Origin of the sequence: Citrobacter sp. RHBSTW-00671, from assembly GCF_014103415.1 — a bacterium.
Taxonomy (GTDB): domain Bacteria; phylum Pseudomonadota; class Gammaproteobacteria; order Enterobacterales; family Enterobacteriaceae; genus Citrobacter.
This window is the reverse complement of sequence record NZ_JABXPR010000001.1, coordinates 2,499,236-2,513,648: the sequence shown is the minus strand read 5'-3', so window position 1 is coordinate 2,513,648 and position 14,413 is coordinate 2,499,236. Positions and strand designations below refer to the sequence as shown.

Here is a 14,413-nt window from a genome sequence, read left to right as displayed (position 1 = left end):
GCCTACGCAGGCGGGAGAGCGGGCCAGTTAACATGCTCAGGGTCAGTTGTCACATCGACCGCCTTAACCTCGTTTTTATAAGCCATCCACGCCGACAGTTTAGCTTTGTTGGCGTCGCTGATTTCACCCAGCATCAGCTCTGTTCGCCAGTCGAGCATTACTTTATCGGCACTGGCCAGCAACTTACTACGCAGTTTTTCAGCGTCAACTATCGCTGCATTTCGCTGCGCGTCGGCATCTGTAACCCACTTGCTGCCATCCCATTTATCATACTGAGTGGATGGCGCAACGGTTGTGTAACCAGAACGAATCTCCCCTATGTAATCAACGAATTCCGGGGTTCTGTCCATAGTCGAATAGACCGTAATGCCGCGATGGTCTGGCTGTTGCTCCCAGTCAGTACCGTTGAATACAGCGACAAATCCCGACCGTTTCTCTCCCGGATCTATATCAGTTGAATGCCCTGGCATACTGACACCAGGATGAATAAATTCATCAGAGAACCCGCAGTATTCTCCCGTGGCTGCATCATAGTAAAAGCAGACGACATTCCCCGGCACAATAGCCAGTCCATTTTCATCAAAAACAGGTTTCATTATTTTGCCCTCACCAGACAGTTAAATGCTATTGAGCGTGGGGCGGTTTCACCGGCGCCACCGCTCTGCGTTTTTGTAGATATTTTTGGGTTGGCCACATCGTTTTCTACCGCGACCCAGGTTGAAGACACATCGTCCACGCCAACGGCCATCCTGCCTGTTGGTAACACATGCGTATGCTCCTTGAGGCGTGAGTCCGCCCACCCCAGTAGTGGCTGTATCGGGTTCACGCCGCGCCCATCGTCAAAAATACGAATAAACTCCCCCCGCATTTCAGGAATAATCAGGCCGGGCCACACCAGTGCCAGTTTTGGATACGTGGCGGCAGAGAATGAAGCGCCATTGGGTTTCAGGAATACCATATCCGACCATTCCGGCATGACCGTATTTGGCATTGCAGCCAATGGCCAGTAAAACGGGATTCCAATAGGGGGAGCGCCTGCTCCCAAACCAAGGTTTTGGAGAAACTTCGCCACGTCAGGAATATCCGCACCGTTTTGGTTTTTCTGCATCGCCCCGGTAATTCGAGCATCATCCCCCGAAGCTACCGTTCCGGCCGTTGTTCCAACATTTCGCGTCGAGCTGTCACCCAGCTCTAAATTCTGCCGGGCTAATGCGATATTGGGTAAGTCCGACAGGTTGCGATCTTTTGCCAGCCGTGCGCTCGCGTTATCCATCGCAATTTTAACGGCCTTCGGTGTTGCCCCCTGCGATTCGCTGTCACTGGTCACACTGCTGCTGAGCTGCACAAAACCTTTCTCTGTCGTTGACGCATCCGGGTGATTACGTGACTGCTCATGCGCGCGCAGCTGGCTGTCAACATACTGGCGTGTTGCCAGTACAACAGCCGGATCAATCTTCAACGTAACGGCTTCGGTACTGCTGACAATCAGGATCACGCGAATAACCTGAACGCGCCCGCTCCCCTCCTGCAACTGAGGCTTATAGGTTTCAGCGCAATTGGCAATCGCCACCATATCGCCATCTTTATCGAAAAGGCCGATCTCACGAATCCACCACCCGCCGACGTCTTCCGGTATGACCTGTTCCGCAATGATCTGGCTGGCGTTCGCCGGGTCCACCGTCAACATATTCAAAGGGGCGCGGCGTAACTCATGTACGAGGGCAGTCTGTGCCGGATTCGGTGTAGGCAGTACACCATTGCCATCACCAACGGCCAGCTGGGTAATCTCAACTTTCGTACCCAACGCCGTGGCTTTTGCCAGTTTTGCCGCCCCGATATTGGTCAACAGGGCAAGATATTTAGTCGCCACTTGCGATCTCCACGGTATCAATTAAATGGATTGCTGCGCCGGTGTAGTCATTGCCACCCACAGCGATAGTTTCAGGAAAATAGGGATATACCGTCAGCGTATCACCCACGTAACACCCCGCCCCTATCTCGATATAACCCTGAGACTGAAGCGAAAGCGAAAGGCCGGTGAGGTGACGGCTTCTGGGTTTTGCATCGTCGATCAGGCGCTCAAGCTCCCGATAAGTTTCCTCGGTGATCCCCTCATCCTGAATGCCGATTTCAAGCCGGAAAGTGCCTGGCTCCTCGCCGTTCTGCCACCACTCAATCACCCTCAGCAAATAGCCGAAAGGTTCAACAACGCGCCTCAGCGCTGAAATCGTGCCTTTGTGGCGATGGACAAGCCAGGAGGCTTTTATTACCTGCCTCTTGGTCTGTTCAGACCAGCGCTTATCCCAGCGATCAACAGACAACGCCCAGGCCAGATAGGGTAAAAACTCCACGGGGCATTCATCCGGATTCCAGAGCTTTCGAAGGTCGACAGGAATACCGCTGATCCGCGCCGTCGGTTTCTCCGCATTCCGCATGAAGGTGCTGGCTGAAGGCGGCAGGAGGCTGTTATTCATCCGTTCCCCCTACGCTGATGGTGTGCGAAATACATCGTGCCGCCTGGATATCATTGATCACGATATCTTCCTGAGGATTCAGCAAGACTACGCGCTGCACCCCCTGCACATGCAGAGCGGCCATAATGGCTGAACGCGCAACATCGCGACCGATTTTCCCCTGCGCTCCCAGCCATGTCCGCAGTGCATCATCTGCCGCACTCAGGATCGGCTCAGATTCCGGCCCCGGATAGAGATAAAGCAGAGCGTCAATTTCATAATTCACAATCTCCGCTGACTGGACGGTTAGTCGGTCGGCAACAGGCCGCTTATCATCCGCTGAGAGCGTGTCGTTTACTGTTGCGATCAGCTCGTCGCTCGCCGTGCCATCCCCTTCGGTAGACAGAATGGACACGACGACAACAGCGGGTGAGGGGCTGGTTGCCTTGGCATCTGCAACTTTACCGCTGGCACTCTTCGCAAAATATTCGTATGCCCCGGTAGGGCCAGCAACGCTCAACCCTTCAAAAGCGGATTGCGCACGCAGACGCAGTGCGGTATCGCTTTCCATCTCTGCATCGGTGGTTTCGGTAGCCGGAATACGAACCAGGCGCTCGGTGTTCAGGTTACCCGCAAGGTTATCAAGATCGGTGGAGACGGAATGGCTCAACATGCAGGCCGCAGCACCCTCATTGATTCGCTGGCGCAGCATTAATTCCCGGTAGGCAATCACCTGCGCCAGTATGGTCAGGGGCTCAGACTCAAGCTTTAACGCAGCGGCAACAGAGGCCTGTTGTTCATCAGGGAAAGCCGCGATCATGACGGCTTTGACATCCGCCATGATCACTTCAAAATCCAGCACCTCAATAATTTGCGGCGGCGGTAGCTGCGCCAAATCAACTGTTGCCATTGCTGCTTTTCCTGAGTGTTAAGGTTGTCGTCTGCTGTTCCATAGATTCCGTCAGAGCCCCTGACAATCCCGCCTCCACTGCTCCGGACTGCGAATAACGCACATCCACGATGCTCAGCGTGATCCGCGGCTCCCATGTCGCCAGCGCAATAACCACCGCGCTCATCAGTTGCATGCGTGTAACGTCGTTTTGCGGACCATCAATCAGATCAGGAACGAGAGAGCCGTAGTCACGGCGCATGACCCGCGAGCCGATCGGGGTGTTAAGAATATCACTGGCTGACTGCCACACGTGGGCGGCATCCGTCAGCGTTCCCGTGCCATCAGGATTCATCCCGGTATAGCGCACCGTCATCGCGTGCCCTCCGTCCAGCTTCCGCCACGCTGCACTCCACCATGACCATGATCATCAACCTGGACACCGTTTGAGATGAACGCACCGCCAGAGTGCGTAAAGTCCCCCTGCATTTTGCCGCCTTCCGTAACGGTGAAATTTTTGGTTTTCAGCATCTCGGTACACTCGACCAGCGGCGTTTTCAGCAAGACCTTAACCGACGCCTCAATCGTTGCTGATTTGATGCCGCTGACCTGCAAAGCCCCTGCTTCTGCGTCATAGCGAAACTTCGCTCCATCCGGCGCGGTCACGATCATTTCTTTTGCCGATATACCTGGCGCAGGATTGTCGTTGCTGTAAAGACTTCCCCCGATGATCGCAGCGGTAGTGTTACCCCCAAGGCACAGGAACCATACCTGCTCGCCAACAGACGGCGGCACCCAGAAGCTGAAAGCACCTGCACGCTGTGCATTCCAGCGCAGCCAGGTGGAATCCAGCTCTCCGCTTTTTACCCTTACCCGCCACTTTTCCTCGTCAATCTCCGTCACCGTACCGGTGCGAACGATGTTTTCCAGCAGGCGAATGACTTCAGCCAGATCCATCAGCTCACCCCCAGAGAATCAATGACCTGCCGGGCAATAGCCATGCGGTCCGCCTTGCTCAGGCCGAGCAACTCACGGCGCGGATAGCTGGCCATCGCGCCACTGTCGTTTACCCTGTCCCGTAGCCCGTACTGGTGAACGCGGGCGATGCGGGCAGCAGCGCCAGAAAAACCAACTACAGCCCCCTCAGAAGTCGCTCTTGCTTTCAGAAAACGGGTTGTGCGCAGTCGGCGAAACATAGGATCGCTTTTCGTGGTATCACGGCGCGTCTCGCTGAAACTGATATCAAGATAACGCTCAATATCAGAGCGATAGAACGAGCGAACGGCCCCTTTCCCCTCATCAAAGCCTGTCAGCATGCGTCCCCGGCTTCCACGGGTTGCCCGCCAGTTCCTCAGACGACGCTCCTCACCTTGCCAGACAAACCCGATCCCAGCCTGGGAGCGTAAGACGCGGCGATGACGCTTCTGGTATTTCGTGCCATCCGGAGCTGTCTGCCTCCCGATGCGCTGGCTCTGGCTACGGCGTAATGTAGTCGCTATTCCGCGCACAGTACGCAACCGGCTCGCTGGCGCCATTGCGGACAGGATGTCTGCAAAAACCTGATCGAGTTGATGAAACAGCGCGGCATCATCGGTCATGCCAGCTCTCCTCCGCCAAATACCACTTCCCACTCTCCGCCATTGATGCGCGGGCGGTCTTCGCTCAGGTGCTTCGCGACGGGCTTCCCGTCAACGGTTTCCACCATGACGCGCTCCCAGACCGGCACCTTGAACAGAAGATCGGCCAGGTCGTCGCTGATAATGTCAGCGTCAAACTCCACCTTGCGGTTATTGTCAGGATTCAGCAGTAAATCAGGCTGATATTGCCAGGCCCAGGCCATGATCGGCAGCATCAGATCATCAACCGCCCCTGGGAATTCCACGGCGAGAATATTGATGGTGTAGAGGTACATGAAAGACGGTTCGCCGGTCGCTTCAATCCCGATATTGCCTTTTTCCACCCAGACGGTGATTTGCTCCGGGTTGGCCTTACACCATGTGTTACCGGCTATCAGGGCTTCACGCATCAATTCTGCTTTTTTCACTTTATCCCCCTGGCGATTCGCCGCAGTTCCAGCTCTCTGATGCCCGCCTTATCGGCGTTGCATGTGTCCAGCGCATCCAGCAGCGCATCGGACCACGGAGCGAGACTCCCGTATGTCATTGGTTTTGGCGGTGCTGGCGTTTCAGTTTTTGCTGTCAGGCTTTCCGGTAAAGGTTCCTGAATAATCACCGGCGCCAACTTCGGCGGCTCGCTGGTACAGGCTGTCAGCCACACGGTCAGGCACAGGCACAGCGGCGCATTTATCACCGGCCAGCTCAGTTTTGATATTTTCACGGCGCTTTTCCCCTGTATCGCTACGCTTCTGAGCCAGTGTTTTCAGACCAGCAGCCACTTCGTTCACGTCGTTACGTAACGCCCTGACCTCGTCCAGCACATCACCGGTTTGCTTAAGCTTCTGGTTAGCTTCTCCAAGTGCCGTCTCTGCGGCCTCTCGTTTACTGCTCTCCAGCGTCAGCCTGACGCCTGCGAGGACCAGCAGAAGGGAAATAAAAACGGTAAATACACCCAGCGCTTTCATTTCACCCCCTTTAGCTCAGGCTCTGAGAGGCACCAGTCCCGAAACTCTTCCCGGCGCCTTTCCAGCCCCGGCATACGTTTTCCGCCGGAGTTGACAAAGTCTGTGAGTCGCTCGCAAACGCCCTGCCAGTTACCATCCTGCGCATTGCGCCAGATTGTTGTTCTGACCTTCTGGCCCTTTTTGTTGGTGTACCAGCCAAGACCACCACAACCGACGTTAAATGCGCCGTCAGTGAGCGCTTCGAAAACCCGTTGTGGTGCAGCTGCGCCATTAAACTCGCGGTTTACGCATTTCTCAGCACGAAACAGGTCATTCACCCATCGCTCGGCGATCTCGCGCTCGGCGTATTCGCGGTTCTGCACGTTGCTGGTCGACCCCATGCCTACGGTCAGCACACCTGCCGGGCAGTAATACGGCGTCTTTCGGCAATCCTCGTATTTCGCCATCTTCAGCTGCGCTTCAGGACTTGTGCGCAGCGTCTGCGGCCAGAGTGCCGCTGCGAGAGAGACAATCGCCGCAACAGAACAGGCAATAATTCCTCTTTTCATCGCGGTGACTCCCTGATAGTCCGAATTAACTCCTTCACGTCCTGCCGGTTCTCGGTATCGTCCCGAATCGCATCGATCAATTCATTCAGCAGAACATTATTGGTTTCATGGATGCGGGACATTCGGCGGCGATGGATCTCACCCAGCACGGCAACCACGATCCCGGTGAGCGCAGCAATGAAAGCCAGCCAGTCCTTCTGCGTCATCATGCCGACGCCCGTCAGCAGCATCGACCAAAGGTACACCGTCCAGTTCCAGAGGCGGTTTATCAGCTCCATAATTGAACAGTCTCCTTTGTCGCAGAGGTGTCGACGTCAGGCAGTTCAACTTCCTGCCCGGCATCAAGGAAGATCTGAGCGGCCAGCGCATGATTCGCAGCCAGTACGATCTCGGTCACGCCCTGGGTGATGCCGTAGTGACGCTGACACAACAAATCCACTGTATCGCCCTGCAATGCCTTCACTTTCATCAGAACGCCTCCGCAGAGTTACGGACCACGCCCTGAATATCCGAGATAGCCCAGCGCGCATCACGCCAGTGATCATTCGCCTGGGTTGCGAGTGCGGCGGCGCGCTTCTCGCCCGCGTCACCCGTGGTGTCAACATCGCGGAAAGTCTCGATCAGAAGGGCCCGCGAGATGCTGTAAACTGCGCGGCGCCAGCGATATACCTTTACGCTCTCGTCGTTAATCACCATGGCCGGTACGGCGGCCAAACTGGCATATCCGGCCCCAATCTGTTCAGCCTGCCATTGCTTCAGCTGATCAGCTGTGTGGGCTACGGCTTCAATGACCACCTGCTTTAAACGCGAAGTGGTAACCGCACCGGTGATCCGCATCTCCTTACGGACGTTGCTCAGCACTATCTCGGGCCAGAACTCCCCGGCGGTGACTTTCTCTCCGCCGTCATCCACGTCCGGCACATCCTCCGCAGAGGAGGTAACTGTGCGAGGGGCCACAAGGCTCATCGTGTAGTCTCCAGAAAAGGTTGGCGGTGAGCGGACGGAGAAAAGCTAACGCGATGCGTTGCAGATTTCCGCCCGCGCCGCCAGCGCACGGGGCGCAAGTCGGTTATTTTTTATCGGCGGTGGGCTTTTTCGTCGTTGTTTTGCGGGCCGCCGTTTTGCGTGTTGTGCTTCCGGGGTTGTTTTTGGCGGCTGGCTTTTTGGCAGCTGGCACCGTCACTTCCGGCGTTGCTGCAGCCTGATTATTGCCCCCTTCGCCCCCGCTCTGGTCTGCCCCCTCACCGCCTGATGCATTTTCCACAGAGGCTTTTTTTACCTGCCTGGCAAGCTTATCGATCAGCTTTTTCACCCCGGCGCCGGAGTCGAGGTTCAGCGCGCGACGCAACAGCTCCAGCGCGGTCGCCTGTTCATCCGCAGTGCCGTTGCACAATGCAAAGGCGCGGGCTTTATACAGCTTGGCCCGTACGACGTCTGGCATATCGCTGTTTTCAGTGATCTCCTGGACCTCATCGAGCACCGCCAGATATGGCTTAACATCAGTGCTGTCATCCGCCTTGACCTGCACCAGAATGGGATCGCAAATCTCATCGACCAGCGCTGTCGCTGCCGTGCGGTTAAACCGGTCTGGCATTGCCAGGTTGTGCGCGATGACGTACCGCCCGATGCGCACGGCCAGCGGATAATCCCGAATATCAATCGCCCAAATCATCAGGCGCGTGATCACTTCATCCTGTCGCCCGCTGTCTCCCTCCAGCGTTCCTTCAATCCACCCCTCGTAATTGGGTAGCAGCTGGCGTTTAAGCGCGGCTTTTGCCTGTTCGCCCTGAATTTTCTTCAGCGCACTCATATCCATACGCATGCGGTGCAGAATTTGCTCGTGCGCAGTACGCGCTGTTTCTGACAGATCATCTGCCTTGCCATGGCGTTCAGCCATGACGCGTTGAAAATGTCGTTGTGCCGGTGTCAGCATTGTTTCTTCCCCGATGAACGGCGGGCCGAAGCCCGCCAGTGTGCGGTTATGCGCCGCCTGCCGGCGCCTCGGCAAAGGTAATGCCGTCAATGAATGCGACGTTGCCGTAGTCCTCAATCACAAAGTCATCATTCGATGACTGATAGGTCGCAATACGGTTGTACTCCGGCTCTTCCTTGATCGTCCGACGCATTCCACCGCGCTGGTAGTACACGGACAGGTTTTTAAACGGCGTGATCAGTACGCCATTGACCGGGAAGTACGGCGCGATGAAGGTCGGCATGTTGCCGACACGTTCCTGCGCAACAATCAGCTGACCGGCCAGCATTTCGGTATTCGGGTTGGTCTGGCTCATGGCGTTAATCGCCGGGAAGTTGCCGGTGGTCAACAGGTCGCCCGCCAGGATTACCACGTTGTCAGGATTACGTTTGTGCCACTCATCCATCAGGCTGTTTTTTGCGTCGTACACCGCCGCGCCCAGGTTACCGTAAGTCCCTTTCGCAATAACCTTGTTATCTTCATCACGGGAAGTGATCGTGACGCCGGAAATCACGCGGTGTGAGGCTTCGGTACGGATTTTCTCCAGCCAGCCAATACCACAATCCTGCAACAGTGGGTTAGCCGCGCGGTCTGATGGATCGCTGTATTTGGTGCCGTTGAAACCGATCATGATGCGGTCAAGTGACATCTGGCGAGCCATAGCCTTGCTGATCAGGGGCTGGAATTCCGGCATATGCGCCCAGGCATCAAGCTGTTCATAGCTGATCCCGTAGTCGTAGTTGACCTTACGGCACATGTAATCAAACGGCTCCATTGAATGGTTAGCCCCTGGATTACGACGGTTGGTGGTGCTGTTGTTAACGCCAGCCATCGGGCCTTTGCTGCCAATCAGCACTTTCTGACCAATCTGCTGGTTAACGCCAAACACGTTAATTTTGCTCAGGAAAGAATCACTCTCCTGTGCGGCCTGCTCCATGCGCTGCTGACGCGCCGGGTCTACCGCAAATTTCGCAGCGACTGCCGCAGTCGATACGCCGTTTAAGCGCGCCTGTTGCGCAATGTACTGATCAAACAGCTGGCGGGTATTGTTTTCCATGTTCTCTGCTCTCGTAGTGGATATCAGTAATCAGCCAGCTGCGCGTTGGCGCCGCCGTTCGCAGGTGGTCGCTGACTGAAGGAAGCTTCAGTGCTCACCAGCTTCTGGCGCAGCTCCGCAAGCTCAGTGGTCAGCTTCTGGATAGCGGCCTTATCCTCCTGGCGCTCCTGCTCTGCGGCACTGAAGCGATCAATTTGCTCGGATTGCGATTGCGCCACGGCCTCAACGACCTGATACATCTGACTGAAGCGCTGATCGTCCGTTTTCTGACCTTTGCCAATAATGCTCATCACGCGATTAAACCACCTGGCACCTTCATCGCTGCGCTGGGCGGTCAGCTCGATCACCTCTGCTTCAAGCGCTTCGGTGAACATCGGCGCCTCACCCTGCTGGTTATTGAAGGCCATCACCGATGCACGCTGCTGTGAGGCAAATTTAAGACGCTCAGTGCCCAGGCTCGCCGGGGTATCGGTCATTGCCAGCCCGACAACATAGGCTTTGCCGTTGAGGGCAAACTGCGGATGCAGCTCAATACTGGAATAGACTTTTTGCCCTTTGTCGGTCATCTGCACCATGCGCTCGGATGGTTCGATTTCGGCATAAAGCGCGGTGCGCCCCGCCAGTGCACCTTCGGTGATGTCTTCAGTGCTGAGGGCTACCACATCCCCCATCGCCCCAAAATCGCTATTCGGGAACATAGAGAGATAGTGCTCAATGTTGACCCGCGCGCCATACACCTCTGGGTTGTAATTTGCTGCTGCATCGCGAAGGTGCTGCGGTTGAATTTCGCGCCCGTCAACGGTATTTCCGGAGACGGCCACGCGAAACTTCTTACGTGGTTTTGCTGTGCCTGCCATGTTCGTTTACTCGCTTGTTTTCTGAGTTCCCGGAGATGATGGCAGGGGGACGCATCCCCCCTCAACGCGTTGTTGTTGTGAGCGGAGCACTACAACCTAAAGCGAGCGCAAGGGTACGCGCGCGCGGGTTAATCTCCCCGGCAGGAAGCGAGGAGGATTAATGGCGATTGAAGAAGCATTCATCATGCAGCGTGCACGACAGCTTTACTGGCAGGGCTACCCGCCAGCAGAGATCGCACGCCTGATGGGGATCAACCAGAACACGGTTTACTCATGGAAAAAGCGAGATGAATGGGACGCCACACCGCCGATCCAGCGCGTGACAACATCCATTGATGCCAGGCTAATTCAGCTCACTGGCAAAGACAAAAAGACCGGCGGTGATTTCAAAGAGATTGACCTGCTCACCCGTCAGCTGAAAAAGCTGGATAACGGCACAGCAGCCACCCAGCCGAAGAAAAAGATCCGCAAAAAGCAAAACTATTTCTCAGAGTCGCAGATTGCCGCGCTGCGGGAGAACATTCTCGGCTCTCTGCACTGGCACCAGAAAGGGTGGTATGACAATCACCACTGGCGCAACCGCATGATCCTGAAAAGCCGTCAGGTTGGCGCGACGTGGTATTTCGCACGTGAAGCTCTGGTGCGCGCCCTGTCTGAGGATGTGAAATACAAGCATCAGCGCAACCAAATCTTTTTATCGGCAAGCCGCCGCCAGGCGTACCAGTTTCGTAGTTTCATTCGCTCGGCCGCCGAAGAAGTTGACGTGGAGCTCAAGGGCGGCGACATGATCCAGCTGTTCAACGGCGCCGAGCTGCATTTTCTTGGCACGTCAGCGGCTACCGCTCAGTCATACACGGGCAACCTGTATTTCGACGAATTCTTTTGGGTAGGCCAGTTTGCCAACCTGAAAAAAGTCGCGGGCGCCATGGCAACGCTAAAAGGCCTAACGCGTACCTATTTCTCCACCCCTTCAGCCGAAAGCCATGAGGCTTATCCATTCTGGACAGGTGAAGCATTTAACAAAGGTCGCAGCCATGGCAAGCGCATTGAGTTTGATACATCCTGGAAAACACTTAACAGCGGCCTGATGTGCCCGGACAAGATCTGGAGGCAGATTGTCACGTTGCAGGATGCTATCGACCATGGATGGGATCTGACTGATATCGACGAAATCCGGGAAGAGAACAGCCCGGAGGAATACGACAACCTGTACGGATGCCAGTTCATCAAAAGCGGTGAAAGCGCCTTTGACTATAACAGGCTACTGGCATGCGGCGCTGATGGTTATGACGACTGGCCCGACTGGCGGCCATATGCGGCCCGCCCCATGGCTGATCGTCCCGTCTGGATTGGCTACGACCCGAACGGCGCCAGCGGCAAGGGGGACAGTGGAGCCATATCCGTTAACGCTGTGCCGATGGTGCCCGGCGGCAAGTTCCGCACGATTGAGACACTACGCATACGAGGGATGGAGTTCGAAGAGCAGGCCAATCTCATTATCGGCATGCTCACCCGGTACAACGTGCAGCACATTGGGATCGATGGCACCGGTATTGGTGAAGCGGTTTATCAGCTGGTTAAAAAGCATTTCCCGGCAGCGGTTTGTTACCAGTTCTCACCGTCCAGCAAGCGAATGCTCGTGCTGAAGATGCAACAGCTGATTCGTGGCGGGCGCTGGGAGTTTGATCGTGGTGAGCTTGACCTGGTCGGTGCATTCAACTCAGTCCGCAAGATCGTTACCCCTGGAGGCGTTGTCACTTACGACACGGACCGCTCTCGCGGCGTCAGTCATGGCGATCTCGCATGGGCGACGATGCTTGCCACCATTAACGAACCGCTGGGACAAGAAGGCGGCAGCAGTATGACAGTTACGGAGTATTAACCTTGAGCAAACAAAGACCCACACGCGGCAGGAAGTATGCCAGGGAGCAGGCAGATCTCGCCGCCTCACTGAAAGCGTCACCGGAGCTGAACTCATTCACCTTCGACGGCCCATGGCCGGTGAGTGGTGCCAGCGACCTGCTTGATAACATGTATTGCGCAGACAACGGGCGATACTACGAAACCCCCATTGACTGGTATGGCCTCGCCCGTCAGTTTGGCTATGCAAGCTGGCACCAGTCGGCGCTTTATTTCAAGCGCAATGTCCTTGCCGGATGCTTTATCCCGCACAAACTTCTTTCCCGCCAGGTGTTCTCCGCCTTCGCGCTGGACTGGTTTGTCTTCGGGAATGGCTATCTTGAGATGCGAAAAAACCGGCTTGGTGGTTCCTTTGGCTTTCGTCACTCGCTGGCGAAATACACACGCCGTGGTTCTGACCTGGACACTTACTGGTTTATTCAGGCCGGGCTACAGGATCACATGTTTTCAACGGGCTCGGTATGTCACGTTCTCAGCCCGGATATTCACCAGGAAATATACGGCATGCCTGAGTATTTCGCTGGCCTGCTGTCTGCAAACCTGGCCCATTCTGCTGACAAGTTCAGAAAGCTCTACTACGACAACGGCTCGCACGCTGGCTGCATCGTCTACGTTAACAGCGCGATGGCCGACCAGGAGAGCCTTGATAAGCTCAAAAAGACGCTGACGGATACCCGGCGGGGCGGTGCGTTTAAGAACATCCTTCTGCACGCACCTAACGGCGGCAAAGACTCAGTGCAAATACTGCCATTCAGCCAGATATCGGCTAAGGATGAGTTTGTGGGGGTGAAGTCTTCCACCCGCGATGACATGCTGGCAGCGCACCGGGTACCGCCGCAACTGATGGGCGCCATTCCGGAAGGGAACGGTTCATTCGGCGATATTGAGAAAGCGGCCCGCGTGTTCGCCGTCAACGAGCTGACACCCTGCATGGAAGCCATGAAGCATGTTAACGACTGGCTTGGTGAGGAGGTGATTCGCTTCAACCCTTACGCATTGCTTGAACCCACGAAGTGATCTCCTGGCCGCATCGTCATTTCTGGCGGTGCGGTACCACCCGCAGCACCATCATTTCCTGCCATATCGGCCACTCACGAAACAAAAATAATTCACTCCCCCTACCAGACGCAGCCTGCGGGCTTCTGGCGCGACTTCTCTCGCGCCGCCGCTTTGCTCAACCATCAACATGAGCGCCCAGCAGGCGGCGAATGGCGAAGGATATGACCCCCTGCCTGACCCCCTTTGCGCGCGCTTGCTCCCCCGCCTCGCCTGCGCGCTAAACCGACCTCTTTTTGTGCACTTTGTGCAGGCCGCCCAGGCCCCGCCAGTGCTGGGGCGGCATGTAAAAAACGTTGTTTCAAAAATTGTGCAAATTTGTGCATCTTTTTGCATCCGCGCGGCCCCATTTTTACACCTGATCAACCTCGCCGAGCGCCACCATGATCGCCAGGCGCTCGGCGGGCGGTAACGCTGCAAATTTCTCCTTCCAGCGCTGCGCTTTTCGCTTGATTCGATAGCGATCATTGTAATTTTTGCCTGCAAAAGTATGCGAATAAGCACGCCCCTCCTGGTAGTTCATCCAGATTTTCTCCGTCCTCACCCCGCCGCGCGTCATTGCCTGAAATTCTTTGCTGCGCCAGCCCACTAACGTTTCGTCATAAAGCCACGACGGATAGCCAGAAAGGATCACGCTGACGTTCTCCGGCAAGCTCATGAGGCAGGCTAACAGACGCTCATGATCGGCAACGGTATACTCATGACGGTAGCGGGCGCGACTGGTGCGCGTTTCTGGCAGATAGGGAGGATCGGAATAGACCAGCACGCGGCCATGTTGAGTAAAGTCTTCTCTTTCCAGAAAGCCTACAGCATCTCCGTGATAAAGATGCAGCGGGGGCGGAGTCTCTCCCATCTCTGCCCAGCGATTCCGCGTTAATTTGAAGGCATTTTCATCGACATCAATTCCAATCGTCCTGGCTGCGAGTGGCTTGTAAAACATTACCGCACCACTGCCCAGATGCGTTTCAATGTAGGTATCATGTGGCGGCATTTCAGCAATAATCTTTTGATAAACCCCACTCGCCGCTTTACTTCCCAGATAGCTCATAACTTTCTTGCTCCAAAAAAAACAAACCTGCA

Annotated in this window: 20 protein-coding genes; 2 read left to right on the top strand and 18 right to left on the bottom strand. The window is 55.7% G+C overall.

Annotated elements, in window-relative coordinates; genetic code table 11:
* Window positions 1–2: 2 nt before the first annotated feature.
* From HV261_RS11975 to HV261_RS11900, 17 genes are all read right to left on the bottom strand, one after another.
* Entirely contained in the window at window positions 3–596 is a 594-nt protein-coding gene (locus HV261_RS11975; protein ID WP_202038364.1) for a tail fiber assembly protein, read from the bottom strand.
* Entirely contained in the window at window positions 596–1,870 is a 1,275-nt protein-coding gene (locus HV261_RS11970; RefSeq protein WP_202038363.1) for a phage tail protein, read from the bottom strand. Before HV261_RS11970 ends, HV261_RS11975 begins: the two co-directional genes overlap by 1 nt.
* Complete coding sequence (locus tag HV261_RS11965) at window positions 1,860–2,474, bottom strand: phage tail protein I (protein WP_008500379.1); 615 nt, start codon at window positions 2,472–2,474, stop codon at window positions 1,860–1,862. The genes HV261_RS11970 and HV261_RS11965 overlap by 11 nt, the downstream gene beginning before the upstream one ends.
* Window positions 2,467–3,363 carry a baseplate assembly protein gene (locus tag HV261_RS11960; RefSeq protein ID WP_202038362.1) on the bottom strand — a complete coding sequence of 299 codons (897 nt, stop codon included), beginning with the start codon at window positions 3,361–3,363 and terminating at the stop codon, window positions 2,467–2,469. Before HV261_RS11960 ends, HV261_RS11965 begins: the two co-directional genes overlap by 8 nt.
* On the bottom strand, window positions 3,350–3,718 hold the full coding sequence (locus HV261_RS11955; protein WP_010835080.1) for a GPW/gp25 family protein: 369 nt from the start codon (window positions 3,716–3,718) through the stop codon (window positions 3,350–3,352). The genes HV261_RS11960 and HV261_RS11955 overlap by 14 nt, the downstream gene beginning before the upstream one ends.
* On the bottom strand, window positions 3,715–4,299 hold the full coding sequence (locus tag HV261_RS11950) for a phage baseplate assembly protein V (protein ID WP_200022216.1): 585 nt from the start codon (window positions 4,297–4,299) through the stop codon (window positions 3,715–3,717). Before HV261_RS11950 ends, HV261_RS11955 begins: the two co-directional genes overlap by 4 nt.
* The gene (locus HV261_RS11945; RefSeq protein WP_202038361.1) at window positions 4,299–4,940 is read right to left on the bottom strand and encodes a phage virion morphogenesis protein; all 642 of its coding nucleotides are present in this window, start codon (window positions 4,938–4,940) and stop codon (window positions 4,299–4,301) included. The genes HV261_RS11950 and HV261_RS11945 overlap by 1 nt, the downstream gene beginning before the upstream one ends.
* A complete protein-coding gene (locus HV261_RS11940; RefSeq protein WP_010835077.1) occupies window positions 4,937–5,386 on the bottom strand; it encodes a phage tail protein in 450 nt (149 codons plus the stop codon). Before HV261_RS11940 ends, HV261_RS11945 begins: the two co-directional genes overlap by 4 nt.
* Window positions 5,383–5,574, bottom strand: a complete 192-nt coding sequence (lysC, locus tag HV261_RS27960; protein ID WP_000586620.1) for an Rz1-like lysis system protein LysC — start codon at window positions 5,572–5,574, stop codon at window positions 5,383–5,385. Before lysC ends, HV261_RS11940 begins: the two co-directional genes overlap by 4 nt.
* Entirely contained in the window at window positions 5,528–5,923 is a 396-nt protein-coding gene (locus HV261_RS11935) for a hypothetical protein (RefSeq protein WP_048998601.1), read from the bottom strand. The genes lysC and HV261_RS11935 overlap by 47 nt, the downstream gene beginning before the upstream one ends.
* Window positions 5,920–6,471 carry a lysozyme gene (locus HV261_RS11930; protein ID WP_010835075.1) on the bottom strand — a complete coding sequence of 184 codons (552 nt, stop codon included), beginning with the start codon at window positions 6,469–6,471 and terminating at the stop codon, window positions 5,920–5,922. The genes HV261_RS11935 and HV261_RS11930 overlap by 4 nt, the downstream gene beginning before the upstream one ends.
* Entirely contained in the window at window positions 6,468–6,749 is a 282-nt protein-coding gene (locus tag HV261_RS11925; protein WP_137378547.1) for a hypothetical protein, read from the bottom strand. The genes HV261_RS11930 and HV261_RS11925 overlap by 4 nt, the downstream gene beginning before the upstream one ends.
* Window positions 6,740–6,940 carry a tail protein X gene (locus tag HV261_RS11920; protein ID WP_048998600.1) on the bottom strand — a complete coding sequence of 67 codons (201 nt, stop codon included), beginning with the start codon at window positions 6,938–6,940 and terminating at the stop codon, window positions 6,740–6,742. The genes HV261_RS11925 and HV261_RS11920 overlap by 10 nt, the downstream gene beginning before the upstream one ends.
* The gene (locus tag HV261_RS11915; RefSeq protein WP_023305074.1) at window positions 6,940–7,437 is read right to left on the bottom strand and encodes a head completion/stabilization protein; all 498 of its coding nucleotides are present in this window, start codon (window positions 7,435–7,437) and stop codon (window positions 6,940–6,942) included. Before HV261_RS11915 ends, HV261_RS11920 begins: the two co-directional genes overlap by 1 nt.
* A 103-nt stretch (window positions 7,438–7,540) precedes the next feature.
* Window positions 7,541–8,404 (bottom strand): phage terminase small subunit, encoded by an 864-nt coding sequence (gene gpM, locus HV261_RS11910; RefSeq protein WP_048998607.1) that lies wholly within the window; start codon window positions 8,402–8,404, stop codon window positions 7,541–7,543.
* Between the two features lie 46 nt (window positions 8,405–8,450).
* Window positions 8,451–9,500, bottom strand: a complete 1,050-nt coding sequence (locus HV261_RS11905; protein WP_023305076.1) for a phage major capsid protein, P2 family — start codon at window positions 9,498–9,500, stop codon at window positions 8,451–8,453.
* A gap of 23 nt (window positions 9,501–9,523) precedes the next feature.
* Window positions 9,524–10,357, bottom strand: a complete 834-nt coding sequence (locus HV261_RS11900) for a GPO family capsid scaffolding protein (RefSeq protein ID WP_137378548.1) — start codon at window positions 10,355–10,357, stop codon at window positions 9,524–9,526.
* 160 nt (window positions 10,358–10,517) lie between these two features.
* Here HV261_RS11900 and HV261_RS11895 point away from each other — a divergent pair, with 160 nt between their 5' ends.
* Both HV261_RS11895 and HV261_RS11890 read left to right on the top strand, forming a co-directional pair.
* Window positions 10,518–12,239: a terminase large subunit domain-containing protein gene (locus HV261_RS11895; RefSeq protein ID WP_008500365.1), complete on the top strand. Its 1,722-nt coding sequence runs from the start codon at window positions 10,518–10,520 to the stop codon at window positions 12,237–12,239.
* Between the two features lie 2 nt (window positions 12,240–12,241).
* Window positions 12,242–13,294 (top strand): phage portal protein, encoded by a 1,053-nt coding sequence (locus tag HV261_RS11890; protein WP_000043651.1) that lies wholly within the window; start codon window positions 12,242–12,244, stop codon window positions 13,292–13,294.
* Between the two features lie 391 nt (window positions 13,295–13,685).
* Here the strand turns inward: HV261_RS11890 and HV261_RS11885 are convergent, their stop codons facing one another.
* On the bottom strand, window positions 13,686–14,381 hold the full coding sequence (locus HV261_RS11885) for a DNA adenine methylase (protein WP_202039689.1): 696 nt from the start codon (window positions 14,379–14,381) through the stop codon (window positions 13,686–13,688).
* Between the last annotated feature and the right edge of the window lie 32 nt (window positions 14,382–14,413).